We start from the raw sequence: 24655 nt of genomic DNA on the forward strand, positions 1-24655 counted from the left end.
GCCCCACAGTGCGACCATAGGAAACCGGTGTCAATGCTCGACTGCCCCGCGGTTGTGCCGGAACAACCGCTGCCACGCGCCGTCATGCGCTGCAGTCGCGGATGCCGTAATGGCCGCCATTAGTGCCGGATCGTCGCGCCAGCGCCGGGCAAGGCCGAGACCCTGTGCCGCCAGCCGTTCCACGAACCGACCGACATCTGCACCAGATGCAGCGTCGGCCAGCGCCGACGCTACCGGATCAATAACCGGCACGCCAGCACGCAGACGTTGCAGCAAGAAGGCGACCCAGCATCCAACCGCATCGATCGCCAGCACCGGCATACGCCCAACCCGTCGATTGGCATCGATGGTATCGCCCAGGCGATAGGGAAGCTTCTGGGTGCCATCTTGGGCGATCTGATCGAGCCGATGGATGATGACGGGGTTGCGGAAGCGGGTGAACACGGCGCGGCGATAGTCCGCCAGATCAAGACCAGAGACCGGTGGCAGCATCGGTGCGATGTCCGTTCGGACCATCGCATCGACGGCATTGGCCAACTCAGCATCTGCCATTGCCTCGGCGACGCTGGCGTGTCCACGCAACAGCCCGGCATAGGCAAGTGCTGAATGCGCGCCGTTCAGGATCCGGAGCTTGGCGCGTTCGTAACCGCCTGGATCGCTGGTAATGACTGCCCCGACCGACGCCAGATCAGGACCGGCATTCGGTCCAATATCCTCGATCACCCATTGCAGAAACGCCTCGCGCTGGACCGGAATCGCATCGGCACAGCCGAGCGACCGCTCCACATCCGCCACCAGCCCGGAGTCGCTTGCCGGCGTGATCGAATCGACCATTGTCGACGGCACCCGAACCTCACCGGCGATCCAAGCCGCCAGATGCGTATCACGGGCTTCGGCAAAGGCGATCAGCGCAGCGTGAAGCTTTGCCCCGTTCGCCGCCAAATTATCGCACGGCATCGGCACGAACGGCACGTTGCCCTGCGCCCGGCGTGTGGCCAGTCCCGCCACCAGCCAGCCGATCACGCTGCGGGGAGGGCCTGCGCCCCTGAGATCGTGGATGATATCCGGGTGGTTTCGGTCAAGCGTCCCGTCGGGTGCCAGGCAATAGCCCTTTTCAGTCACGGTCATCGTCACCATGGCAATCGCCGGATCGGCGAGCAGCGCGGCGATCCGGTCGCTATCGTTCGGCCCCAGCCATATCCCATGCGCGCCGACCACGCGGTTTACGCAAACGGCATCGCGCACGGCAATAGTGTAAAGTCCCTGCTGGGCTGCTAGCCCTGCGACGGCAGCATTGCTGCGCAGGGCAACAGCGGCGATGCCCCAGCGCGGATCATGATCGAGCAGTGTATCGATATAACTCGCCTGATGCGCCCGGTGGAACGCGCCTGGCCCGAAATGGACGATGCCAATAGCCGGAGGGGCAGCACGGTGTGGTCGCATAACATCTGCGGGAAGCGACCGCAGAGCGGTGTAATCGAGCCGTGTCACAAGGTCACGCCCCGCTTCCAGATCGCCATTTCGCGTTCGTCATTGCGTTCAGCGGCGGTAAGCTCGCCCGACGCAATCGCAATAATGCGGGCAAGCAGCGCATCGGCAGCATGGTCGATCCCGCCCTGAAGCACCGCACCGGCGTCGAAATCGATCCAGCCGGGCTTGGCGGCGGCGAGCGCGCTGTTCGACGCGATCTTCACCGTCGGCACCGGTGCGCCGAGCGGCGTGCCGCGACCAGTGGTGAACAAGATCATCGTTGCCCCCGCAGCTGCAAGCGCGGTCGACGATACCGCATCATTGCCCGGCGCTTCGAGCAGGGTCAGCCCCGGCTCCTTCACCTGCTCACCATAGCCAATGGCGTCCACCAGTGGTGCGGTTCCGCCTTTCTGGACCGCGCCGAGCGATTTTTCCTCAAGCGTGGTGATGCCGCCCGCGATATTGCCCGGCGACGGATTCTCCGACACCGGTTCGCCATGGGCCAGAAAATAGCGTTTGAAATCATTGACCATCTGGCCGACGCGATCAAACACTGCCTGATTACGCGCACGGGCCATCAGCAGATGTTCGGCACCGAAAATCTCGGGTATCTCGGTCAGCAGCACACGCCCGCCTGCGCCCGCCACCTGGTCGCTCATGCGCCCGACGAGCGGATTGGCGGTCAGACCCGAAAACCCATCGGATCCGCCACATTTGACCCCGAGCACCAGCTTGTCGAGCCCCACCGTCGTGCGCGGTTGCGCCGCCTGCGCGACAAGCGCGTCGACATGCGCCTCCCCCTCAGCAATCTCATCAGGCGATAGCTGGGCGATCATCGTGCGAATCATGGCGCGTCGATCCTGTGGCACCTCGGCGATCAAGGCATCGAGCTGGTTCGATTCGCAGCCCAGCCCGATTATCAGCACCCCGCCCGCATTAGGATGGGTGGCAAGGGCCGCCAAAATCCGCCGCGTGCCCGCCAGATCGTCCCCCAGTTGCGAGCAACCAAAGGGGTAGACAAAGGCGTGCACGCCATCAACGCTGCCCGCATGACGGGCAGATGCGCGTGCCGCGATCCGCTGCGCGGTGCGAGCAACACAGCCGACGGTCGGCAGAATCCAGATTTCGTTACGTGTGCCCACACGGCCATCGCGGCGCATATAGCCTTTAAACGATAATGCGTTTTCGACGAGCCTAACGGCACCTGGCGAAGCGCTGAACCGATACTCGTCGGTTCCCGAAAGCGCCGTTGCGACGGTATCGATATGAACATGGTCGCCCGCGCTGATCGCCCGGCGCGCCAGCCCAATCGGAAAGCCATATTTGATGATTGGCGCGCCCAATGCGATCGGCACCAGCGCCACCTTGTGGCCGCGCGGAATGGCGGCACCTGCGGAAATCGATCGATCGGCAAGCGCGATCTGATCGCTCGCCGCCACATCGCGCAGCAATGTCGCGACATTGTCCGCTGGATCGACTTGCCACGCATCGACCATTGCTTGGTTTCTCCATCCTTTGGTAACCGGTATCATTCGATCAGCGCTTGTGCCTCTGCTGGTCGGATGACGCAAGCGATCAGCGCCGGCAGCACCCGATGGGACCGGGCTGTTCGTCTTGTCGCAAGCACAGTATGAAACCGCCAATGAAAAGCACCGGCCAGCCAACGATCAACGACGTCGCCCGCATTGCCGGGGTTTCCAAAAAGACTGTCAGCCGTGTCATCAACCATTCGCCGCTGCTGAATGAGGAGACTCGCCGCAAGGTTGAGCAAGTGATCGGTGAACTGGGGTACATCCCCAATCCCCAGGCGCGCGGGCTGGCGCTGCGGCGCAACTTCCTGATCGGGCTGGTTCACGACAACCCCAATGCCCAAACGGTGATGAACGTGCAGGAGGGCATGCTAGAGGCGCTGCACGGCACCGAATTCGAAATGGTTGTGCGCCCGCTGGATCGCGGCTCGGCGACGATGCTGGATGATCTTCGGCACTTCCTGGAGCGTCAGCGCTTGTTTGGCGTGCTGCTGATGCCGCCGATCAGCGAGAATGATACGATCGCCCGACTGTGCGACGAAATCGGTTGTCGCTATGTGCGCATGGGTTCGGCTGTGCTCGATGATACGCAGCACATGGTCGCCTCCAATGATCGCGAGGCCGTAAAGGGGGCCACCGCCTATCTTATCGAACAGGGACATCGCCGGATCGGGCTGGTCGCCGGGCCGCACGGCTTCCTTTCGGCGCGTGAACGCCGCGAGGGATTTGAACAGGCGCTCGCGGAAGCGGGCATCGTGCTGCCACGATCGATGATCGCCGATGGCAATTATACCTTCGATTCCGGCCGTATCGCGGGTGACCGATTGCTCGATGTGGTGCCGCGGCCGACCGCGGTATTTTCATCGAATGATGAAATGGCAGCTGGCGTTATGCACGCAGCATTACAACGTGGGCTGCAGATCCCGCGCGACCTGTCGATCATTGGGTTCGATGATACACCGGTCGCCGCGCATGTCTGGCCGCCGCTGACAACGGTGCGCTGGCCGATTGTGTCGATGGCGCGATCGGCTGCACTGAAATTGCTCGCTGGCGGCGACGGTTGCGAACCAATCGAGGAACCCTCGCTGTTTCTGTCGACATTGATCAAGCGCGCATCAGTGGCCCCGCCCGCGCCGTAATACGGGCGCTTGCGAAGTCGCCTGACACCGGTTACCAGATTGCCAAGACGCGCATGACGTTGTGGAGGGGAGGGAAAGATGACGGCCAGGCCACTTCGACTCGATCCCGACCGGTTGTTTCCTGCTGATCCGCGCACACGTGACCTTGCGCGTGGCCTGTATCGCTCGGTCGCCAGCCTGCCGATCATCAGCCCACATGGCCACACCGATCCGACTTGGTTTGCCGATAACTTGCCCTGGACCGATGCGACGAGCCTGTTGCTCGCGCCCGATCATTACATTTACCGCATGCTTTACAGCCAGGGCATCGATCTGGACGCGCTGGCGATTCCGCGGCTCGGGGGGGCGCTACCGACCGATCCGCGAGCGTCGTGGGGCTTATTCGCTGCCAACTATCACCTGTTTCGCGGCACGCCATCCCGCCTTTGGCTCGATCATGTCTTTGCCGAGGTGTTCGGCATCGATGTCGCACTCGATGCTGGCACCGCCAATCACTATTTCGATCATATCGGCGAAAAACTCTCCACCGACGCCTTCCGGCCCCGCGCGCTCTTCGATCGGTTCGGGATCGATTTTCTCGCCACCACCGAAGGCGCGCATGACGATCTGTCAGCGCACCACCGAATTGGGGCAAGCGGCTGGGGCGGGCGCGTCGTTACAACCTACCGACCTGATGGCGTCATCGATGTCGAGCACGAAGCGTTCAAGCCCGCTATGGTGCGCTTTGCCGAATTGACCGGCGAGGATGTCTATGATTGGCAAGGTTATCTGACTGCCCACCGCAAACGCCGCGCCGATTTCCGCGCAGCCGGTGCCACAGCGACCGATCACGGCCATCCGACCGCCGCAACTGCGGATCTTGCTCCTGACGAGGCCGAGCGCCTGTTCCGCGCCATCGTCACCGATAACTGGTCACCCGCCGATGCAGAGCTTTTCCGCGCGCAGATGCTTACTGAAATGGCGGCGATGAGCGTTGAGGACGGCATGGTGATGCAAATCCACCCCGGCAGTTTCCGCAACCACAATGCCCGTTTGTTCGCCAGCCATGGTCGCGACAAGGGCGCAGACATCCCGACGCGTACCGATTATGTCCGCGCGCTCAAACCGCTGCTGGACCGGTTCGGTAATGACCGCAATCTCAGCATCATCCTCTTCACGCTCGACGAAAGCGCCTATGCGCGCGAACTGGCACCGCTGGCAGGGCACTATCCCTGCCTGAAACTCGGCCCGTCCTGGTGGTTCCATGACAGCCCCGAAGGCATGCGCCGGTTCCGCGAGAATACCACCGAGACGGCGGGCTTCTATAACACTGTAGGCTTTAACGACGATACGCGCGCTTTCCTGTCGATCCCGGCGCGGCACGATGTCGCGCGGCGGGTCGATTGCGGCTTCCTTGCGCGTCTCGTTGCCGAGCACCGACTTGCCGATTGGGAAGCCGCCGAACTCGCGCAGGAACTCACCAGCGGCCTTGTCCGCCGCGCCTACCGCATCGACCAACCCCTTCCCGCCGCCGCAATGGCGGCCTGATTTCGGAGACCGCCCATGTTTGACCGCACCTATTACGCCACCCACCCCGACATGATGGAATGCGTATCGAACGATGAATTGCGCGACCGTTACCTGATCCAGGACCTGTTCCGGGATGGCGAATGCGTGCTGAACTATACCCATGCCGATCGCTTCGTAATCGGCGGGGTTGCCGTTGCTGATGCGCCCGTCTTGCTGCCGACACAGACCGAGCCGCCATCCGCGTTGGGCCACCCTTTTCTGGAACGCCGGGAGCTGGCCATCGTCAATGTGGGGGCAGTCGACGGTGTCGTGACGGTCGATGGCGAGGCGTTTTCGCTTGGGAACAAGGACTGCCTCTACGTCACGATGGGTGCCAAGGACGTCGTTTTCTCGGGCGGCGGCGCGCGCTTCTATCTGGCGTCATGCCCCGCCCATAAGGGCTTTGCGACCCGCAAAGTCTCGATCGCCGATGCAATTGCGCTTGATCGCGGTAGCCTCGAGGAATCGAACGAGCGGACCATCTATCAGCTCGTCATTCCCGGTGTGTGTGACAGCGCACAGCTGGTGATGGGGCTGACCGTGCTGAAGCCAGGCTCGGTCTGGAACACGATGCCCCCCCACATCCATGAGCGTCGCAGCGAAATTTACTTCTATTTCGAACTCCCCAATCCGACGGATCGGGTATTCCATTATATGGGCGAAGGCGAAGCGATGCGGCACATCGTGATGGCCAATGAAGAAGCGGTGATCAGCCCACCCTGGTCGATTCATATGGGATCGGGCACGCGTGCCTATGCCTTTATCTGGGCGATGGCGGGCGAAAATCAGGATTATACCGACATGAAGGTCCTCGATATCTGCCAGCTCGCCTGATGACGACGATGTTCGATCTCACCGGCAAGTCTGCCATCGTCACCGGTGCGAATACCGGCATCGGCCAGGCCATCGCGCTTGCGTTGGCAGCAGCGGGCGCTGACATTGCCTGTGTCGGGCGCACCCCTGCGGTTGAAACAGTGGCGCAGATCGCCGCATTGGGCCGTCGTGCGATCAATATTGCCGCCGATCTGGCGACAATCGCACCGGTTGGCGACATCGTGGATCAAACGATCGAAAAGCTGGGTGGCCTGCACATTTTGGTCAACAATGCGGGCATCATTCGACGGGCCGATGCTGTCGACTTTACCGAAGCGGATTGGGATGCGGTGATCGACACCAATTTGAAGAGCGTCTTTTTCCTGTGCCAGGCGGTCGGACGGCACATGATCGCCCAGGGGCACGGCAAGATCATCAACATCGCATCGATGCTAACCTTTCAGGGCGGGATTCGCGTGCCAAGCTACACGGCGTCCAAATCGGGCATCGGTGGCCTCACCAAGCTGTTGGCGAACGAATGGGCGGCAAAGGGCGTCAACGTCAACGCGATCGCTCCCGGCTATATCGCGACGAACAATACTGCTGCACTCCAGGCCGACGAGAACCGCAATCGTTCGATACTGGAGCGCATTCCGGCCGGTCGCTGGGGCGCAGCGAGCGATCTCGGTGGGGCGGCGGTATTTCTGGCATCATCAGCGTCCGATTATGTCCAGGGGCATATCCTCGCGGTCGACGGCGGATGGCTCGCGCGGTGAGTCAGCGGCGTTTCTTGGCCTTTGGTGAAATCATGCTGCGCCTGTCGCCGCCAGGGCGCGAACTTTTGCTCCAGACGCCGAAGCTCGATGTCTGGGTGGCGGGTGCCGAGGCCAATGTCGCGACCGCGCTCGCACGGCTCGGGCACGACGTTTCCTTTGCAAGCGCGGTTCCCGACAATGATTTGGGCCGATCAGCCATCGCGGCGCTGCGCGGGCACGGCATTGACGTCAGCGGCATCCGCTTTCGCGGCGATCGGATGGGACTCTATTTCGTCACGTCAGGCGCAGGCATGCGCGCGACCGACGTGATCTATGATCGCGCCTATTCGAGCTTCGCCGAAACGCCGACAGACGAATGGGATTGGGATGCACTGCTTGTCGACGTCGATCGGCTCCATTTGTCCGGCATCACCCCTGCCCTAGGCCCAGTGCCCGCACAGACCGCGCTTGCAGCGGCGAAAGCGGCGCGTGTGCGCGGCATCGCGTTGTCGTTCGACGGCAATTACCGCGCCAAATTGTGGGAACGTTGGCCGTCGAACCCCCGCGCAATCCTGCACGAACTGGTCAGCCAGGCCGATCTGTTGTTCGGCAATCACCGCGATATCGCGCTGCTGCTTGGCAAGGACTTTTCGGGCGATGGTGAGGATCGGCGGCGCGAAGCGGCCGATTCGGCCTTTGCTGCGTTCCCAACACTTCAGACGATCGCGTCGACGGCACGCCATGTCGAGGATGCGGATCGCCACCGGCTGTCCGCCCGGATCGATACCCGCGCAGGCACCGCACAGACCGAAGAGGTCGTCCTTGCCGGAATCGTCGACCGGATTGGCGGTGGCGATTCCTTTGCAGCAGGCGTGCTACATGCGCTGCGAACCGGCGGCGATATTGATGACGCAGCCCGCACCGGCCTTGCGCTCGCGGCGCTAAAGCATTCGCTGCCGGGCGACGCCAGCCTTTTCCGCCAGGCCGATATCGATGCCTATCTGGCTGGCGGCCTTGATGTCCGACGGTGAGGTCGATCGTCGTGCGTTGATCGCCGCCGGCTTGGCGATGTCAGTGATTCCCCGACAGGCGCGTGCCGACCCCGCACCGATCATCCAAGCAGCTGACGGCAACTTTGGCATGGTTCGCGAGGATGGCCTGCTGGTCGCGCGGGGCATCCGTTATGGGCGCGCCAATCGGTTTTGCGCCCCGGTCGCTGTTTCGACCCCCGGGATTGCCGTCCCGGCTACGGCGTTCGGCCCGGTCGCGCCGCAAGCGGGCAACCGCTATGGTCCGCAGTCGGAGGACTGCCTGTTCCTCAACATATGGACGACGGATGCGCGCTCAGCCGCGCGCAAACCAGTGATGCTCTACATCCACGGCGGGGCCTATTCGGGCGGGAGCGTCACTGATCCGCTGAATGATGGCGCAGCACTCGCGGCCCGGGGCGATTGTGTTGTCGTAACGGTCAACCACCGGCTCAATGCGCTAGGCTATCTTTATCTGGGCCGGCTCGATCCGCGTTTTCCCGACAGTGGTAATCTGGGGCAGCTCGATCTAATTTTGGCGCTGCAATGGGTGAAGCGCAATGTCGCGGCGTTTGGTGGCGACCCGAACAGAGTCATGGTGTTCGGGCAATCGGGCGGTGGCGCCAAGATCGCAACGATGATGGCGATGCCCGCTGCCAAGGACCTGTTCCACCGCGCCGCGACGATGAGCGGGCAACAAGTTACGGCATCGGGTCCACTAAATGCCACCGCGCGCGCCCGCGCCTATCTGGCGAAGCTGGGTGTCTTTGAACGCGATCTCTCCCCCCTGCTGGCCATGCCGATCGAAAAACTGGTGGAGGGGCTTTCAGCTACCGACCCGATTCTGGGCGGGGGCGTTTACTTCGGGCCGGTTCTCGACATGAAATGGCTCACCCGCCATCCCTTCTGGCCCGATGCAGCGCCACAGTCCACCGGCATCCCAATGTTGCTGGGCAACACGCATGACGAAACGCGAGCGTTCATCTCCCCTGATTCAGACCGGGTGAAGACGCTGACTTGGGATAACCTGGCAGAGCGGATGGCGCCCGAACTTCGGATCGACATCCTGCCTGAATGGGTGATCGCGCAATACCGGGTGCGCTTTCCCGATTGGTCGCCAACAGACATTTTTTACGACGCCACAACCTGCGGGCGGAGCTGGCGCGGCCAGGTGATCGAGGCCGAAGCCCGGGCGGCTGCGGGGGCACCGACCTGGGTCTATCAGGTCAATTTCGCCGCGCGTATCGATCCGCGTCGCCGGGCGATGCACACGATCGATATCCCATTGGTGTTTGGGACCCTGGCGGCGGAAGGATCGCAAACCGGCACCGGCCCGGAGACAAAAACGGCCTCAGCGGCGATGCAGGACAGTTTCATCGCCTTGGCAAAAACCGGCAACCCCAATCACGGTGCCCTGCCGCACTGGCCGCGCTATGATCTTCACCGCCGTGCCACGATGATATTCGACGTGCAATCACACCCGCAAGATAATCCGCGCGCATGGCAACGCGAGCTGTTTGCCCGCGTGCCCTATATCCAGCCGGGGAGCTGACATGATCGATCGACGCCAGGCACTGATCGGGTCGCTTGCCCTTAGCCTTGCCAGCGCAGCGCGCGGGCAGACGGCACCCCCGCGCATCGGCGCCGGCGCGCCGGTGGCAGGGCTCCCCGAACCCGACGAGACTATCGACCTTTGGCCCAAGGGTGCCCCTGGCGCTCCGCCCATGCCACTGATCGAAATCGTCGACGAACGCAGCAAGGACAGCGCCCTTGCCGATCGCGCCGTCTATGGTATCAGCCGCCCCCGACTGGTCGTGTTTCGCCCCCGCATCCCCAATGGCAGTGCAGCGCTGATCACACCCGGCGGCGGCTATCGCTGGGTCGTGATCGACAAGGAAGGCTATGAAATCGGGCGTTGGCTGGCCGCGCGCGGCTGGACCTGCTTCGTGCTCTTCTATCGGCTGCCGGGGGAAGGCTGGGCGGCAGGCCCCGACGTCGCACTTAGCGATGCGCAGCGCGCCATTCGGGTCATCCGCGCCCGTGCCAGAGATTTCGGCATTATGCCGGATCGTGTCGCCGCTATCGGGTTTTCGGCCGGTGGGCATGTTTGCGCTGATCTGGCGACGCGATTTGCGGCGATGGCCTATCGTCCAGTCGATGCGGCGGACGTGCTGTCGGCAAGGCCCGACATTGCGGCGCCCATCTACCCCGTGCAATCGATGCGACTTCCGTTTGCGCACGCCGGATCGCGCACGCTGCTCCTTGGCGCCACTCCATCGCCGGAGCGCGAAGCCGCCCATTCACCCGAAGATCAGGCAACCCCAGCAACGCCGCCAACCTTCCTTGTTCACGCCGAGGATGATCCAACCGTTTCCGTTGAAAACTCCCTGCGCCTTCGGGCGGCACTACGGGCCAAGGGCGTTGCGGTGGAAACGCATTTGTTCACGCATGGCGGCCACGGCTTTGGCCTACGCCGCGCCGCCGGAAAGCCCGTGGAACAATGGCCGGAGTTATTGCTCAGCTGGGCAAAAACACAAAAGCTGGGCTGACGGCGGGGTTCTCTTTAACGGCACTATATGGCTCTGTCAGAGCAAATGCATCGATCGTTAGGAGCTGACGGATATCGAGCTGGGATGCCTCGCACCCGCAAGCCCACCAGTCCGTTTCGCTATTTCAACTCATCGCCCGAGGTGATCCGCCTGGTGGTCATGATGTACGTGCGGTTTCCGCTCAGTTTGCGGAACGTGGAAGACTTGCTGTTCGAACGCGGGATCGACATCTGCCATGAAACAGTGCGGCATTGGTGGAACAGGTTCGGACCGATGTTTGCCGGCGAAATTCGCCGGCAACGGGTGTCCAGGATGCGGGGGTTTCGCCACTGGCGATGGCACCTCGACGAGATGTATGTGAAGCTGAATGGTATTGTCAGACGTAATGCACCGCTGATTTCCTATTTGGTTAGAGTGCCGCAGAGTGTCTTGAATGTCGCATTTGTTCTTGTAAGTTTCTCGTCACGTTCTCGCCTGAGCGAGTGTCTGACCGCCCCCAAATCGTTAAATTTAACCAAATTCTGGTTAGTCTGACAGTACCGAATGGCGCGCGTCAGCAGGGGGCGGTGCCGACGCGCGCGGGCGTCGCGTCACATCGACGCGATGCCCACCTGGGCGTCATGCCGCGCGCGCGTTCACTTGCCTGGAGACCGCCTCAATAGCTGACTTCTGCCCTTCCAGCGGTTAGACTTGGTAAATTCTTTGAAGTCAGCCTTCAGGCGGGATCACGAATTCGATTGGCATCCGTAATTCGACACTCGTCCCAATCCGGCATGAGAGCAGGTTGCATTGGATCCCCGCTTCACGCGCGAGTGCGGTAATGATGGCGGAACCCAGCCCCGACATCGCGCGCCCGGTTGCAATGCCAATGCCATCGTCGCGAACCAGGCAGCATATCTCACCGTCGCGACTAGCGAGTTCGATATCGACCGTGCCGCCCGGTGAACCGAAGGCGTGCCGCGCAACATTTGTGAGAAGCTCGGATATGATCATCAGCAAGATCCGGCCCCGACCAGAATCGATGGGGATGTCGCACGCGCGGACGTTCACGAACACGCCTTGTGCGGCAAACCGCGCCTGGGCGTGATAATGGCAAAGTTCGCATAGTTTGCGGCCGAAATTCATCTCAGCGTCTCGCGGCGCTTGGAGAAGTCGCTGGATCGATGCGAGCGCAAGCAGCCGTTCGAAAACGATGGCAAGCCTGTCACGCGCATCATCGAACGTGACGGCGCGGCGCGCGAGATCGACCTCCGCACATGCTACCGCAAAATCGTTTGCCGATCGGTGGATGAACTCCGCCAGAAGCAGTCGATGCGGGTCAAGGTCGTTCAGTGGCTCGACAATCGGCAAGCCATGCATCCTAGTCGCTTGCATCGAACATCCTCCAAAATCTCCTGTCGCAAACGCCTTGCTAGCCCCGAACTTCTTCGTCGGAAGATGCATGATCGGCACGGGTTTCGACCGCCGAGATGATGCTGCGGGTTTAGCCGGAAACGCGACCCACGCGTGTTAATTGGGGTAAAGCGCAAAGCCCCAACCCTGCACCACGACAAAAGCAGTATTACCCCATCGGGTAGTAACCACGCCCCGTGTGGGGCGGGCGCGTGCCCCTTGACCGCGCTAGAAGGAGGACATCGGGTGTCACCCCGAGCCTTGGCCCCACGCGACGGGCGTATCAGCGGGTCGAAGGAACCTTGAAGAGAAGCAGGAGGTCAAACGATGTCGATCACCGCTTACCAGATATCGGCGCAGATATCGGATTTGCCCTTCTTCCCTGCTGGCCCGTCCGCGCGATCCTTTGCCTTCGAGCAGTTCGTCCTTTGCCCCGAGCGCCAGTCGTTGACGAAGCGCGGAATTCCGGTGCGTGTTGGCGGACGAGCGCTCGATCTGCTGTCCGCGTTGGTCGAGCGTCCGGGCGAATTGGTCGACAAGCAGGCGCTTGTCGCCCGCGCGTGGCCGACGACCTTTGTCGATGAAGCCAATCTGAAGGTCAACATGGCGAGCCTGCGACGGGCGCTGGGGGAAAGCCATGCTGCGCCGACCTTCATCGCGACCGTGGTGGGCCGGGGCTATCGCTTCATCGCTCCAGTGCGCGCGTCGGAACCTCGCTCCATCTCGCTGGTCGATGGCGACCCTGTCACCGCAGCACGGATTGCGGGTCTGATCGGTGCCATCGAAGCCATCAGGGAAGAGCTTCAGCAGATCAGAAACGGGTCGCCCCCGGCTTTGCCAGATCGGTTCGACGGCATATCGAGCAGTCGCGCCTGACCGAAGCTAGCGCTCGATGAAGCCGCGTCGCGCCGCGACGGTGACAGCATGTGTGCGATCATCAACGCCCAGTTTGGCGAACAATTGCTTCAGATTGGCCTTGATTGTGTCAGTTGAAACGCCGAGGCGCCAGGCGATCTGCTTGTTGGCGTGCCCATCGGCGATCAGGCGCAGGATCGCTACTTCGCGCTCGCTTAACCGCTCGTCGAGCGCATGGACCGCAAGCGCATGGGCGATGTCGGGGCTGACCGCGCGCCGACCGGCGTGCACCGATCGGATCGCGTCGAGCAATTCCTTGCGAATGCTGTTCTTGAGCAAATAGCCCGCTGCCCCGGCCTGGATCGCCCGAACCGCTTGAGCATCGCCGGGGTAAGTGGTGAGCATCAGGATCGCGGCGTTAGTGGCGATCCGGCGGATCGCTTCCACCGCGGCGATGCCGTCGGTGCCGGGCATTTGCACGTCCATCAGCGTCACGTCGGGCAGGAGCGCGGCGTAGCATGCGATCGCCTCCTCGCCGCTCGACGCCTCGCCGACAGTGACCATGTCTGCCTGTCGCTCGATCAGCGCGGCGATGCCTTCACGGACGATCGGATGATCGTCGACGATCAGCACGCGGATGGGCGCTGCCGGGTCGGGCACGGTCATGCCCACCACCACCAGCGCGAAGGCCATCGCCAAACACGCTTCTGGTAAGCGATCCTGCCGGGGACAGTGAGCACAACCTGCGTGCCGCCCTCAGGAATCCGTCGGATGAGCAGGTCGCCGTCGAGCTTGCGGGCACGCTCTCGCATGCCCGGTAAGCCGAAATGGCCGTCCTTCCCGCCCTGTTCGATAATTGCTGGCGCGATCCCCACGCCATCATCGACGATGCAGATCGCGAAGCCCGACTGAAAGCGGATCTCGATCGCGATCCGCGTCGCGCGGGCATGCCGGCGAACGTTGAACACCGCTTCGCCGGCGATGCGCACGATCTCGTCGAGCGCCAGCGGGTCGAGACTGCGAGCAATGCCGACCGTCTCAATTGATACGGCGACCGCGGGATCGAACCCCTGCTGCGCGACGATTTCTGTCATGATCTGTGCGATGTCGCCGGCTTCATTCGGCAGACGTAGATCCTTTACCCGGTCGCGGCCCTCTGCGACCACCTCATCGGCGCGATCGATCGCCGCCTCGAGCGCAGGCCTTGCGCGTTCATCGACGGGAAGTTCGTCGACCACCAACTGGAATCGCAGTGTCAACGCCTGCACCGACTGCAAAAGCGTGTCATGCAGGTCGCGGGCGATGCGTTCGCGTTCCTCCATGCGTTCGGCCATCCGGGAGCGGATACGGTTCGCTACACGCCGAAGCCGCATCGAATATGCGAGCCATATCACAACAGCCAGTGCGGCTCCAAGCAACAGCCGGAACGGCCACCCTTCAAAGAACGTCGGGCGAATTTCAAAATCGAGTGTCGCTCCTTTGGAATTCCACACGCCGTCATTATTCGCCGCAATCACGTGGAATCGGTAGCTGCCGGGGCCGAGATTGGAATATGATGCGGTGCGCCGGGTACCAGGATCGACCCAGTCATCGTCCACGCCTTCCAGACGGACTCTAAACTGAACGCGACGCGGCACGGTCAGACTAAGCGCGGTAAATGCGATGTCGAGCGACCGTGTGCCTGGCCTCAGCACAATCCGAACGGGGTCGCGAAATGTTTGGCCGTTACTCACGAGCGATCGAATGACGATGGGTGGCGGTAACGCATTGCGCCGAAGCCTCGCCAGATCGATGAACGAAACGCTGCCGTAGGTAAGAAACCAGTAGCGGCCCGTATCATCGATTGCGGCCTGCGGACCGGTGATCCCCTGATTCTGCGTTGTGCCGGCGCCATCCTGGCGACCGAAGAACACTCGCTGGAGCGGTGCCCGAGGATCGTCGAAGGCCCTATCCAGATCGGCGGTTACCACCCTTGACACCCCGTCGCGTCTTAACAGCCAGGTTTGGCCCCCCGAGGTTTGTACAAGCCAGCGCACTCTCGCGAGCCAAGGCACCCGGCCTTTGTCGATCCTTGCAAACTTGCCGTCACGCACCCGCAACAATCCGGTGGCCGTGCCAATAAAAACGTCCGCAAGTCCCGGCGCGACCATCGCATAGTCTCCCCGGTCCTGGGCAGCAAGCTTGGTCACAAATTGACGGTTGCCGCGAATCTGGACGAACTCGTCTTTCGTCTTGAAGGCGACATCACCCGCTGGCGTCGTGATGATTTCCCACCACAGTGACTTACGGATCTGTGGCCCGGCCACTTGCCAACCGTTGGCGTCGCGCCAACTCAATGTTCCGTCGGGCATTGTCAGCCATAGCCGCCCATGTCGGTCTTCGGTGCAATCACCCGTTCGTTTCTCGCGTAGCAGGGCCTGAACTCGGCTCCATCGACCCCGGCTGTAACGAAGCAAGTCCGTAGCATTAACTGCCCAAATACCTTCATCATAAGCTGCGCAGAGACCGTCCAGATGATAGTCCAGAATTCGACGGGGTGCTTGTCCGGAAGCGATGTGAAAAACACCCGCGCTGGATGAAATGTAGATCGATTTGTCTGCCGCTCTTGCCATCCAGATATTGCTATAAGTGCCGCCCGAAAGTGCAGGCTCTACAAGCGCCGATGCAATCCGGAATTGGTCGAGTCCCTCATCGGTTGTTATCCAGATATTGCCTTCTCGATCGCGAAGCGACCCGTGAGAAATGTTTGAAGTCAGCCCATCTGACAGGCCGTACCTGACTACTTCCGAATTCTTTCCGCCGGCGGCCTCCGCTGCGTTCCGAATATAAAAAATACCGGAAGATGAGGTAGTTGACCAAAGTGCGCCGCTATCGTCAAATGTTGGCTTTGCCCGGGAAAGGCCGGCAATAGGCGGATAGAGGACCTGGGCGGGCAACAGTTGCCCGTTCCGGTCCGCAGCGATCCTGGTGCCGAATTTGTCGGCAACCCAAAGACGACCGTGCCGGTCCTCCGTCAAGCCGGCTCTTGGCCCGACTTCATAGGAAAGAGCTTCGAAGCGGGAGGCTCCAGGCCTGAGGCGCGCCAAGCGCCCCGCGCCTTTGGTGATTGCGATCCAGAACGTTCCGTCCGCCCCGACCTTCATCGACGTTACGGAGCCTTGTGGAACGCCCATCTGGCGCGATACGTCTTGCCAGCGGCCGCCGAAATACCGTCGCATGCCTTCTTGGCTTGCTGCCCAGATTGCACCATCGGGCGTTTCCGCAAAGCCAGTCACGGCGGCGCCGGGCGACGGCATTCGCGTGTCCTGCAGGCGACCATTGCGATAGACTGCAACGCCCCCATTGTTCGAAAAGCCAACCCAAAGTTCGCCGGACCGGCTCACATAGAGTCCCGACGCGAGATAGTGTTCCAAGGGCGACCCGGCAGGCGGCGCAACAGTTTCAAAGGTTACCCCGTCAAACCGCTGCAAGCCGTTGAACGTTGTCAGCCAAAGCCACCCATCAGGGGTCTGGGCAATCTGCGTGATCGCGAGCGGAGCGCCCTCATCCGCCGTCCAGCGGGTGTGCTTGAACTGCGGCAATGCCGCCTGCACGACGGCGTCGCGCGCAGACTGGGCACCAGCGTGCGGTGCGCCAAGCAGGATCGCGAGTGGGAGCAGCAGCGCAAAGGCGCGGCCCGCTGCCCGAACTGATGACATGCGGACAAATGCAACCAGTGCATCCATGCTAAGCCCCCTAGGGTGCGGCTCCCACGCGCCCGCCAACGGGCTCGCGCGGCATGCCGGGCCACCACCACACCCGGACAATCAAGTTGTGCGCGCAGCCGTCGCCCCCGGCAACCCATCACGGTGCCGAAGCCGAGCAGAACTACCCCAGCTTACCGCGCTTTACTCCGTCGCGTGTCGGCAGCGTGATACCCCGGAACCACAATGTCACGGCGAGACGGTGACACTGCCCAGGCATATTTGCCCCAGCGGAGGAACGTATGAAAAAACTGATCCCGATCGTCTTGGCCGGCGCGATGCTGGCCGCACCGGCTGCTGCGCAGGCGAACTGCGCGGCAATCAAGCCGCAACTGGCCGCGCGCGCCGTCCCCGTCATCCACTACAAGTCGACCTCGATCGACGGCGTAAAGGTCTTCTATCGCGAAGCAGGTCCCGTCGGCGCACCGGTCGTGCTGCTGCTCCATGGCTTTCCGACGTCGTCGCATATGTTCCGTAACCTCATCCCGCTGCTCGCCGATCGCTACCGTGTGATAGCGCCCGACTATCCGGGGTACGGCCAGAGCGACGCGCCTGACCCGACCCAGTTCGCCTATACCTTCGCGCATCAGGCCGATATCCTCGACAAGCTGGTGACCCAGCTCGGCGCCACGCGCTACGCGATGTACGTCATGGATTACGGCGCGCCGATCGGATACCGACTCGCGCTCAAGCATCCCGAGCGCGTCAGTGGCCTGATCGTCCAGAACGGCAATGCCTATACCGAGGGTCTGCAGGCGCCGTTCTGGGATCCGATCAAGGTCTATTGGGGCGACCGCTCACAAAAGAACCGCGATGCGCTGAACGGCCTGGTCACGCTCGACATCACAAAGTTCCAATATACCGACGGCATGGGCGACGCGGCCCGCATCAGCCCTGACAATTGGGTGCATGACCAAGCACTGCTCGACCGGCCGGGTAATCGCGACATCCAGCTCGACATGCTTGGGGACTATGGCTCCAACGTGCCGCTTTATCCGCAATTCCAAGCCTTCTTCCGCAAGTATCAGCCGCCGACGATCATCGTCTGGGGCAAGAACGACAACATCTTCCCAGAGGCTGGCGCTCATCCGTATCTGCGCGATTTGCCCAAGACCGAGGTCCACATTCTCGATAGCGGCCACTTCGCGCTGGAAGACCGCCTCGACGTCATGGCACCGCTGATCCGCAACTTCCTGGATCGCAAGGTCTGCAAGTAACAACCATTGTGCCCCGTGCAGGTGGCGGCAACCCAATTTTGAAAGGACTCTTCATGGCTAATCCCGTATCGATCGTGCTCGTCCACGGTGCCTTCGTCGATGGCTCAGGCTGGCAGGCCGTGCAAGCACAGCTCTCGGATGAGGGCCATGAAGTGTTGATCGTCCAGAACCCGACCATCACACTCGAAGGCGATGTTGCCGCGACCGAGCAGGCGATCAGCGCCGCGCGATTTCCGGTGATTCTGGTCGGCCACAGCTATGGCGGCGCAGTCGTGACCGAAGCCGGTGACAACCCCAAGGTCAAGGCCATCGCTTACATCGCCGCCTTTGTGCCCGACGTGGGCGAGTCAGTCGCGGCGCTCAACGAAGTGCCTGCCGAAGCAGGCGAAGTGAAAGCACCCGTGCTGCCGCCCGAAAACGGCTATCTGGTCGTCGACCCGGCCCAATTTCCGCAGGCCTTTGCCGCCGACGTTGATCCCGCCCTCACCCGCTTCATGGCGGCGGCACAGGTGCCCTGGTGGCTCGGCGCAGCGACTGCCTCCGTTACGCGCGCGGGATGGAAGACCAAGCCGACATTCTACCTTGTCGCCAAGGCTGACAGGATGGTGCCGCCGAGCGCCCAGCGCCGCATGGCCGAACGCGCCGGCGCCAGACTTTCCGAGGTGGACAGCAGCCATGCCGCTATGCTGTCTCACCCGCTGGAGGTGGCAGCCTTCATTTCTGCCGCAGTCGAAGCGGTTGCCTGACCTCATTCCCCGTTCAAGCAAGCACAGGAGCATGAAGATGGCAAACCAGACCCCCACGAAATCCAGCGTTCTCCCAAGCGGCGGCGGCGCGACGCTGATCGACCCGTCCGACGCTGTGATACTGTTGCTGGATCATCAGTCCGGACTGTTCCAGACGGTCAAGGACATTCCCGTCGCCGATCTGCGTCGCAACGTCGAGATGATCGCCAAGCTCGCCACCTTGCTGAACATTCCCGTGATCACAACCGCCTCTGAACCCGCTGGCACCAACGGCCCGCTGATGCCGGAAATCCACCGCGATGCGCCGCACGCCGTCTACGTTCCGCGCAAGGGCGAAGTGAACGCCTGGGACAATGACGATTTCGTCGCCGAGGTGAAATCGACCGGACGCAGGACGCTGATCATGGCCGGCGTCTGGACCAGCGTCTGCGTGATGTTCCCGGCGCTCGATGCCGTCGCCGCCGGGTATGACGTCTATGCCGTCCTCGATGCGTCGGGCGACCCTAGCGAGATGGCATCGCGGATATCGCTTGCCCGCTTCGTTCAGGGCGGCGTCAAGCCGACCTCGACCAACGCACTGCTGTCGGAACTCCATCGCACCTGGGCTCGCCCGGAAGCGGCCGATCTGGCCCAGCTCTACGGCCTCGTCGCGCCCAACTATGCGGCAGTCATCGAAAGCTATGTGCGTGCGCAGCAGGCCGCCAAGGCGGCGGGGTAATGCAGGAAGCGAGCGCGCGCCGATGAAGCCTTATCTTCTCTCGCTGGGCGCCGGGTTGCTCGTGGGCGCGCTGTACGCGCTGCTCAACGTGCGCTCGCCCGCCCCGCCGGTCATTGCGCTGCTGGGGCTGCTCGGCATCCTGATCGGCGAACAGGTTGTCTCGGGCGCAAGGGGGTTGATGGGGCGCGCATCGGCTTCGGCGGCGGCGGCGCAGCCCCGGGAGCAGCCGGCAAGCCTTGCGCCCGCGCCAGGCGCGAAGTGACGATGATCAGCCGCCGCGAAACATTGGCTTCGGCCGCCTTACTTGCAGTCCCCGCTCTGCCCCTGGGAAGGACGACAATGCCCGACCTGATCCTCGTAAATGCCAAGATCACGACACTCGACCGCAGCAATCCCTGTGCGGCGGCGGTCGCGGTGCGCGACGGCAAGTTTCTGGCTGTCGGCACCGAGGCGCAAGTGCGCGCGGCGGCGGCGCCCGATGCCGTCCTCATCGATGCTCGCGGACGGCGCGTGATTCCCGGCCTGATCGACAGCCACATCCATGTCATTCGGGGTGGACTGAACTACAATTTGGAACTGCGCTGGGACGGGGTTCCTACGCTCGCCGATGCAATGGCGATGCTGAAGGCGCAGGTGGCGCGCACGCCATCACCGCAATGGGTGCGGGTGGTCGGCGGCTTTACCGAACATCAGTTTGCGGAAAAGCGCCTTCCCACGCTCGCCGAACTGAACGCCGTCGCTCCCGACACACCGGTGCTCATCCTGCATCTCTACGATCGCGCGCTGCTCAATGCGGCGGCCCTCCGTGCTGTGGGTTACAGTAAGGCGACGCCCAACCCGCCCGGCGGCGAGATCGCCCGAGACGCCGCAGGCAATCCGACTGGGCTGCTCCTCGCCCAGCCCAATGCGGCGATCCTATATGCGACGCTCGCCAAGGGCCCGAAGCTGCCGCCCGAGTATCAGAAAAACTCGACGCGACATTTCATGCGCGAATTGAACAGCCTCGGCGTCACGTCGGTGATCGACGCTGGCGGCGGCTTCCAGAATTATCCCGACGATTACGCGATCATCGAGGAGTTGCATCGCGACGGTCAGCTGACGCTCCGCATCGCCTATAATCTGTTCACGCAAAAGCCCAGGGAGGAGCTCAAGGATTTCGCGACATGGTCCACCCAGGTGAAGCCGGGGCAAGGCGACGATCTGTACCGCCACAATGGAGCCGGCGAAATGCTGGTCTATTCCGCCGCGGACTTCGAGGATTTCAGGGTCGAGCGGCCCGACATGCCGGCCAACATGGAGGCTGACCTCGAGCCAGTGGTGCGTCTGCTGGCGGCGCGCCGTTGGCCCTGGCGGCTGCACGCGACCTATGACGAAACCATCCGCCGCGCGCTCGACGTATTCGAGAAGGTGAACCGCGATATTCCGCTCGAAGGATTGAACTGGTTTTTCGATCATTGCGAAACGATCAGTGCGCGCAACATAGATCGCGTTGCGGCACTGGGTGGCGGCATCGCGATCCAGCATCGCATGGCCTATCAGGGCGAAGATTTTGTCGAGCGCTACGGCGCGGGTGCGGCCGCAGCGACGCCGCCGATCAATCGGATGCGCGCGGCGGGGGTACCGTTGGGCGCGGGCACCGACGCGACCCGGGTCGCGAGCTACAATCCTTGGGTCTCGCTTGCGTGGCTCGTTACCGGGAGGACCGTTGGCGGCGCCATTCTGTACCCGCAAGCGAACCTCCTCGACCGCGAAGCGGCGCTGCGTCTCTGGACTGAGGCGAATACGTGGTTTTCGAATGAAACCGGCAAGAAGGGACAGATCGTCGTCGGGCAACTTGCCGATGCGGTCGTGTTGAGCGACGACTTCTTCACGGTGCCCGACCGCGACATCGCGCACATTCGGTCGGATTTGACGCTGCTCGGCGGCACGGTGGTTCACGCATCGGGCGATTTCCAGTCCCTGGCACCGACCCTGCCGCCGGTGCTGCCCGATTGGTCCCCCGTCGCGACCTTTGGGGGCTATGCGCGGCCCGAGGCGGCTGCGACCGCCAGCGCTTGCGGTTGCGCCACCGGCTGCGCGGTGCATGGGCACGACCATGCGGCAGCCGTTCAAAGCGCGCTTCCCACGCGAGATTTGCCCAGCTTCTGGGGCGCGCTAGGGTGTGCGTGCTGGGCGGTCTGACACGCACAACGCCTGATCCGCGGGCGAGGCAAATATCGGAGGTGCTGGATGGCGTACGGCTTCATGGACATCGCACTGACGCCGAGTGTGCTTGCCGCACAGGCCGAAATGGACGCCGACCACCTTTGGACCGGGTTCAAAGGACATCGCGAATTCAATCGTTTCACGCCGCAGGAGGAAGCCTTCATCGCGCAGCGCGACAGTTTCTATATGGCAACGGTCTCCGAAACCGGCTGGCCCTATGTCCAGCATCGCGGCGGCCCTCATGGCTTCTTGAAGATGATTGACGACCAGACCTTGGCCTTTCTCGATTATCGCGGAAACCGGCAGTATATCAGCACGGGTAATCTGACGGCGAACGACCGGGCCTGCGTGATCTTGGTCGATTACCCGCGACGCGCGCGGCTGAAAATCTTTGCGCATGTCGAGAAGCTTGCGCTCGATGCCGATCCCGCATTGACCGAACGCCTGACCGACGAAAGTTACGGCGCGAAGCCCGAGCGAATCTTCCGGTTGCGCCTGGACGCTTTCGACTGGAACTGTCCGCAGCATATCACTCCGCGCTTTACCGAGCGCGAAGTCGGCGTTGCCGTGCAACTGCTTCACGATCGCATCGCCGAGCTCGAGCGCGAAAACGCAGCGCTGCGACGCAAGACCGAAACACCGGGAGAAGCATGATGGACGGGACAAGCTGCATCTGATCGCTTGAATTGGATCTCGTTGCCCATGCAGCGAACCTCCCACGAATCGGATAGGCCGCTTGCCAACCCGGTGTTCCGCGCGCTGTCGATCGCTACGATCGTATCGAAGGTGGGCACATGGATGCACGATGTCGCTGCGGGCTGGCTGATGACGTCGCTGTCGAGCGACCCGCTGATGGTCGCGCTGGTACAACTGTTAAAACTTGCCGTTGCTGTTCTGCCATTGATTGCGGGCCGGGATTGCCTCAATCGTATCCCAGTGCTCCGCGATCATGCCATTTTCGACACGGAAGAGATCGAAAAATGCTGTCGGCGCGGCGCCCAATTTGCCTTCGCTGACCGTCAATACGAAACTGCCTTCGCCGAGGACCTGATGAATGCGGTCGTATTGCAGCGCGATGCCTGCCTTCGCCATCGCTGCAAGCGCGTTCGCCAGTCCCGATAGACCATCGGCAATCAGCGGATTGTGCTGGATATAAGCGTCGCCATTGAAATAACTGGCGAGCTTTTCCATCCGGCCATTGACCAAGATTTCGACGACGAAGGAATGGACCAGCGCCTTGTTGCTCTCGGTCCGTCCCAGCTCGTTAGGCGCTGTCGGTCCGTCGATCATAGTATGGCCGCTTGCATTTGGCCCTGCCGCTGTTTGCAGATTGTCCCAATGCTCGACGATTTTTCCGCGCTCGAACCGGAAGATGTCGAACCCGACCTTTGGGCCGAAAACGTCGTACTCGGTGTGCGCGAAAACATACTCTCCGTCCTGGAAAACGCGGATCGTCTTCACCCGAGCCGAAGCCGTCTGCAACGCCTGTTGGAGGGCTTTGAAGCCGCCGACACCATCTGCGACGGCGAGATTATGCTGGATGTATGTGCTTAGGTCGATCACGCCCACGGGCTCGCTAGCGCCCGTCTCGATCGCTTTTAGGAGATCGACGACTTGCTGTTTCCGATCTGGCATCGGCTCGGCCATGCTGAATTCCCCTGCTGTGAAATGTGGCACGATTCCACCACGCAATTTCTAATGGGAACGGGCCAACCCAACTGACGAAAGCGCGCTCCTTGGTCTCGCCTGCGTGCTTGATCCTTGGGTTGGTGTTGAAACACGACTCACTCGTCAGGGCGGACCATCCGCGCGAGAGCGGCGAGTTGCTGCGCGATGAGAGCAGCGGTGGCTTCATCCGTGATCTCACCAGTCTCCGAGTCGATCTTGCCGTACATCCCTCCGACCAAGATCTCGGGCTTGTTGAGCACATAGGCGTCGAGAAACACCATGATCTGACGCAGGTGATATTGCGCGCGCGCGCCGCCGACCATGCCGGGCGACCCCGTCTGGATGGCAACCGGTTTACCTGCGAAGGGCTGAGGGGTCAGGCGCGACAGCCAGTCGAGAGCATTTTTAAGCGCGCCGGGCACCGAATAATTATATTCGGGTGTGACGATGATGACCGCGTCTGCTTCCTGAATCGCGGCAGCTATCGCTAGCAGCGCTGGCGGGAACCCTTCCGCCTGAAGGTCCGCGTCATAGTGGGGCAACTCGCGGATCGATCCTGCCGACGTGACCGTAACGCCTTCGGGAGCAAGCGAGGGAAGCGCCCGCGCAATTGTGCCATGAAAGCTATCCTTTCTTAGGCTGCCGAGCAGCGCGACGAATCGAAGCGGTTTCTTTATGGTCATTGCGACTTGTCCTTCTGCCGATTGGTCGGTGAACATCTGTCGGTGGACTCTGCACCCCTGTCGGTCATGCCGCGAGTTAATCGACGTGAATTTGCGATGGGTGAGTTGTTGGTCGCAACAGCGGCAGCACGAAGCTTCTCTGGTCCCCAAAACTGGGTGGACGAGCTAGTCTCCGGGGGCTGGCCCATTCCATCAACAAAGTTGCAACGCCAGGGCAATTCACTGAACCTACCCCGGACCTCGTGAACCGATGACCGTATTTGGCATCGCGCAGTTGACTACCGAGCGACTGAGCTCGGGCGCTTAGCGGAGGCCCTGAAAAAACGAAAACGAATGTCCGTTTTGTTATAACATCGCTCCAGTGCAGCCGTTCGGGTTCCCATCCGTCGTCTTCTTCGACACCGCCTGAACGAATGGCTGGTTCTGGGATTTCCCACCGTTCTGGCGAACGACCGGAATTAGGGCGCGTAGCTGCCGTCGCAGTTAAGCTGAACGAACGGCTAGAGCGATTTTCGATCATGCTGCATCGTATCCGCATGCGGCGAAATAATTGGCGCATTCCTGTGGTGAGTAGAGGTTGAGGATGCGACCGATGGC

General features: G+C 62.1%; 22 protein-coding genes and 1 pseudogene. 16 read left to right on the plus strand and 7 right to left on the minus strand.

The genetic code is table 11. The annotated features are described in order from the left end of the window. Positions 1 to 30: 30 nt before the first annotated feature. Both B7Y43_RS15430 and B7Y43_RS15435 read right to left on the minus strand, forming a co-directional pair. Positions 31 to 1443 carry a mannitol dehydrogenase family protein gene (locus B7Y43_RS15430; protein ID WP_374132565.1) on the minus strand — a complete coding sequence of 471 codons (1413 nt, stop codon included), beginning with the start codon at positions 1441 to 1443 and terminating at the stop codon, positions 31 to 33. A 44-nt stretch (positions 1444 to 1487) separates the two neighbouring features. Beyond that, complete coding sequence (locus B7Y43_RS15435) at positions 1488 to 2966, minus strand: UxaA family hydrolase (RefSeq protein ID WP_374132566.1); 1479 nt, start codon at positions 2964 to 2966, stop codon at positions 1488 to 1490. 146 nt (positions 2967 to 3112) lie between these two features. On the opposite strand from B7Y43_RS15435, the gene B7Y43_RS15440 reads away from it, so the two are divergent. The 8 genes from B7Y43_RS15440 to B7Y43_RS15475 all read left to right on the plus strand — a co-directional run bounded on the left by B7Y43_RS15440 (position 3113) and on the right by B7Y43_RS15475 (position 11365). After that, positions 3113 to 4138, plus strand: coding sequence for a LacI family DNA-binding transcriptional regulator (locus B7Y43_RS15440; protein ID WP_374132567.1), 1026 nt, complete (start codon positions 3113 to 3115; stop codon positions 4136 to 4138). A gap of 78 nt (positions 4139 to 4216) precedes the next feature. Continuing rightward, positions 4217 to 5665, plus strand: a complete 1449-nt coding sequence (uxaC, locus tag B7Y43_RS15445; protein ID WP_374132568.1) for a glucuronate isomerase — start codon at positions 4217 to 4219, stop codon at positions 5663 to 5665. Positions 5666 to 5680: 15 nt separating this feature from the next. Then, complete coding sequence (gene kduI / locus B7Y43_RS15450; RefSeq protein ID WP_374132569.1) at positions 5681 to 6520, plus strand: 5-dehydro-4-deoxy-D-glucuronate isomerase; 840 nt, start codon at positions 5681 to 5683, stop codon at positions 6518 to 6520. Continuing rightward, positions 6520 to 7275 (plus strand): 2-dehydro-3-deoxy-D-gluconate 5-dehydrogenase KduD, encoded by a 756-nt coding sequence (gene kduD, locus B7Y43_RS15455; protein WP_374132570.1) that lies wholly within the window; start codon positions 6520 to 6522, stop codon positions 7273 to 7275. Before kduI ends, kduD begins: the two co-directional genes overlap by 1 nt. Next, on the plus strand, positions 7272 to 8285 hold the full coding sequence (locus B7Y43_RS15460) for a PfkB family carbohydrate kinase (RefSeq protein WP_374132571.1): 1014 nt from the start codon (positions 7272 to 7274) through the stop codon (positions 8283 to 8285). Before kduD ends, B7Y43_RS15460 begins: the two co-directional genes overlap by 4 nt. Beyond that, positions 8248 to 9834, plus strand: a complete 1587-nt coding sequence (locus tag B7Y43_RS15465) for a carboxylesterase/lipase family protein (RefSeq protein ID WP_374132572.1) — start codon at positions 8248 to 8250, stop codon at positions 9832 to 9834. The genes B7Y43_RS15460 and B7Y43_RS15465 overlap by 38 nt, the downstream gene beginning before the upstream one ends. A gap of 1 nt (position 9835) precedes the next feature. Further along, positions 9836 to 10831, plus strand: a complete 996-nt coding sequence (locus B7Y43_RS15470) for an alpha/beta hydrolase (protein WP_374132573.1) — start codon at positions 9836 to 9838, stop codon at positions 10829 to 10831. An 84-nt stretch (positions 10832 to 10915) separates the two neighbouring features. After that, the gene (locus B7Y43_RS15475) at positions 10916 to 11365 is read left to right on the plus strand and encodes a hypothetical protein (RefSeq protein ID WP_374132574.1); all 450 of its coding nucleotides are present in this window, start codon (positions 10916 to 10918) and stop codon (positions 11363 to 11365) included. Positions 11366 to 11539: 174 nt separating this feature from the next. Here B7Y43_RS15475 and B7Y43_RS15480 read toward each other — a convergent pair whose 3' ends face one another. Further along, positions 11540 to 12205, minus strand: coding sequence for an ATP-binding protein (locus tag B7Y43_RS15480; protein WP_374132575.1), 666 nt, complete (start codon positions 12203 to 12205; stop codon positions 11540 to 11542). A 345-nt stretch (positions 12206 to 12550) separates the two neighbouring features. On the opposite strand from B7Y43_RS15480, the gene B7Y43_RS15485 reads away from it, so the two are divergent. After that, positions 12551 to 13099: a transcriptional regulator gene (locus B7Y43_RS15485; RefSeq protein WP_374132576.1), complete on the plus strand. Its 549-nt coding sequence runs from the start codon at positions 12551 to 12553 to the stop codon at positions 13097 to 13099. Positions 13100 to 13105: 6 nt separating this feature from the next. Here B7Y43_RS15485 and B7Y43_RS15490 read toward each other — a convergent pair whose 3' ends face one another. Next, positions 13106 to 13771, minus strand: a complete 666-nt coding sequence (locus B7Y43_RS15490; RefSeq protein ID WP_374132577.1) for a response regulator — start codon at positions 13769 to 13771, stop codon at positions 13106 to 13108. Next, positions 13741 to 16803 (minus strand): sensor histidine kinase, encoded by a 3063-nt coding sequence (locus B7Y43_RS15495; RefSeq protein ID WP_374132578.1) that lies wholly within the window; start codon positions 16801 to 16803, stop codon positions 13741 to 13743. The genes B7Y43_RS15490 and B7Y43_RS15495 overlap by 31 nt, the downstream gene beginning before the upstream one ends. 296 nt (positions 16804 to 17099) lie before the next feature. Between B7Y43_RS15495 and B7Y43_RS15500 the strand changes: the two genes are divergently transcribed. The 7 genes and pseudogenes from B7Y43_RS15500 to B7Y43_RS15530 all read left to right on the plus strand — a co-directional run. Then, entirely contained in the window at positions 17100 to 18038 is a 939-nt protein-coding gene (locus tag B7Y43_RS15500) for an alpha/beta fold hydrolase (protein WP_374132579.1), read from the plus strand. A gap of 53 nt (positions 18039 to 18091) precedes the next feature. Then, on the plus strand, positions 18092 to 18784 hold the full coding sequence (locus B7Y43_RS15505) for an alpha/beta fold hydrolase (RefSeq protein WP_374132580.1): 693 nt from the start codon (positions 18092 to 18094) through the stop codon (positions 18782 to 18784). 37 nt (positions 18785 to 18821) lie between these two features. Continuing rightward, positions 18822 to 19502: an isochorismatase family protein gene (locus tag B7Y43_RS15510; RefSeq protein ID WP_374132581.1), complete on the plus strand. Its 681-nt coding sequence runs from the start codon at positions 18822 to 18824 to the stop codon at positions 19500 to 19502. A 22-nt stretch (positions 19503 to 19524) separates the two neighbouring features. After that, complete coding sequence (locus B7Y43_RS15515; protein ID WP_374132582.1) at positions 19525 to 19764, plus strand: DUF1427 family protein; 240 nt, start codon at positions 19525 to 19527, stop codon at positions 19762 to 19764. Between the two features lie 77 nt (positions 19765 to 19841). Continuing rightward, the gene (locus B7Y43_RS15520; protein ID WP_374132583.1) at positions 19842 to 21683 is read left to right on the plus strand and encodes an amidohydrolase; all 1842 of its coding nucleotides are present in this window, start codon (positions 19842 to 19844) and stop codon (positions 21681 to 21683) included. Between the two features lie 48 nt (positions 21684 to 21731). Beyond that, on the plus strand, positions 21732 to 22361 hold the full coding sequence (locus tag B7Y43_RS15525) for a pyridoxamine 5'-phosphate oxidase family protein (protein ID WP_374132584.1): 630 nt from the start codon (positions 21732 to 21734) through the stop codon (positions 22359 to 22361). A 48-nt stretch (positions 22362 to 22409) separates the two neighbouring features. Beyond that, a pseudogene (locus B7Y43_RS15530) lies at positions 22410 to 22559 on the plus strand (MFS transporter); the annotation flags it as partial. A 21-nt stretch (positions 22560 to 22580) separates the two neighbouring features. Here the strand turns inward: B7Y43_RS15530 and B7Y43_RS15535 are convergent. Together B7Y43_RS15535 and B7Y43_RS15540 are read right to left on the minus strand one after the other, a co-directional pair. Then, a complete protein-coding gene (locus tag B7Y43_RS15535) occupies positions 22581 to 23354 on the minus strand; it encodes a hypothetical protein (protein WP_374132586.1) in 774 nt (257 codons plus the stop codon). A 137-nt stretch (positions 23355 to 23491) separates the two neighbouring features. Next, entirely contained in the window at positions 23492 to 24058 is a 567-nt protein-coding gene (locus B7Y43_RS15540; RefSeq protein ID WP_374132585.1) for an NADPH-dependent FMN reductase, read from the minus strand. Positions 24059 to 24655 lie beyond the last annotated feature (597 nt).

Source organism: Sphingomonas sp. 28-62-20 (assembly GCF_002281505.1).

Coding starts and splice junctions, on each gene's coding strand:
- B7Y43_RS15430 (WP_374132565.1), bottom strand. CDS start 1,443: ATGCGACCACACCGTGCTGCCCCTCCGGCTATTGGCATCGTCCATTTC.
- B7Y43_RS15435 (WP_374132566.1), bottom strand. CDS start 2,966: ATGGTCGATGCGTGGCAAGTCGATCCAGCGGACAATGTCGCGACATTG.
- B7Y43_RS15440 (WP_374132567.1), top strand. CDS start 3,113: ATGAAAAGCACCGGCCAGCCAACGATCAACGACGTCGCCCGCATTGCC.
- uxaC (WP_374132568.1), top strand. CDS start 4,217: ATGACGGCCAGGCCACTTCGACTCGATCCCGACCGGTTGTTTCCTGCT.
- kduI (WP_374132569.1), top strand. CDS start 5,681: ATGTTTGACCGCACCTATTACGCCACCCACCCCGACATGATGGAATGC.
- kduD (WP_374132570.1), top strand. CDS start 6,520: ATGACGACGATGTTCGATCTCACCGGCAAGTCTGCCATCGTCACCGGT.
- B7Y43_RS15465 (WP_374132572.1), top strand. CDS start 8,248: ATGCCTATCTGGCTGGCGGCCTTGATGTCCGACGGTGAGGTCGATCGT.
- B7Y43_RS15470 (WP_374132573.1), top strand. CDS start 9,836: ATGATCGATCGACGCCAGGCACTGATCGGGTCGCTTGCCCTTAGCCTT.
- B7Y43_RS15475 (WP_374132574.1), top strand. CDS start 10,916: ATGCCTCGCACCCGCAAGCCCACCAGTCCGTTTCGCTATTTCAACTCA.
- B7Y43_RS15480 (WP_374132575.1), bottom strand. CDS start 12,205: ATGCAAGCGACTAGGATGCATGGCTTGCCGATTGTCGAGCCACTGAAC.
- B7Y43_RS15485 (WP_374132576.1), top strand. CDS start 12,551: ATGTCGATCACCGCTTACCAGATATCGGCGCAGATATCGGATTTGCCC.
- B7Y43_RS15490 (WP_374132577.1), bottom strand. CDS start 13,771: ATGGCCTTCGCGCTGGTGGTGGTGGGCATGACCGTGCCCGACCCGGCA.
- B7Y43_RS15495 (WP_374132578.1), bottom strand. CDS start 16,803: ATGGATGCACTGGTTGCATTTGTCCGCATGTCATCAGTTCGGGCAGCG.
- B7Y43_RS15500 (WP_374132579.1), top strand. CDS start 17,100: ATGCTGGCCGCACCGGCTGCTGCGCAGGCGAACTGCGCGGCAATCAAG.
- B7Y43_RS15505 (WP_374132580.1), top strand. CDS start 18,092: ATGGCTAATCCCGTATCGATCGTGCTCGTCCACGGTGCCTTCGTCGAT.
- B7Y43_RS15510 (WP_374132581.1), top strand. CDS start 18,822: ATGGCAAACCAGACCCCCACGAAATCCAGCGTTCTCCCAAGCGGCGGC.
- B7Y43_RS15515 (WP_374132582.1), top strand. CDS start 19,525: ATGAAGCCTTATCTTCTCTCGCTGGGCGCCGGGTTGCTCGTGGGCGCG.
- B7Y43_RS15520 (WP_374132583.1), top strand. CDS start 19,842: ATGCCCGACCTGATCCTCGTAAATGCCAAGATCACGACACTCGACCGC.
- B7Y43_RS15525 (WP_374132584.1), top strand. CDS start 21,732: ATGGCGTACGGCTTCATGGACATCGCACTGACGCCGAGTGTGCTTGCC.
- B7Y43_RS15535 (WP_374132586.1), bottom strand. CDS start 23,354: ATGGCCGAGCCGATGCCAGATCGGAAACAGCAAGTCGTCGATCTCCTA.
- B7Y43_RS15540 (WP_374132585.1), bottom strand. CDS start 24,058: ATGACCATAAAGAAACCGCTTCGATTCGTCGCGCTGCTCGGCAGCCTA.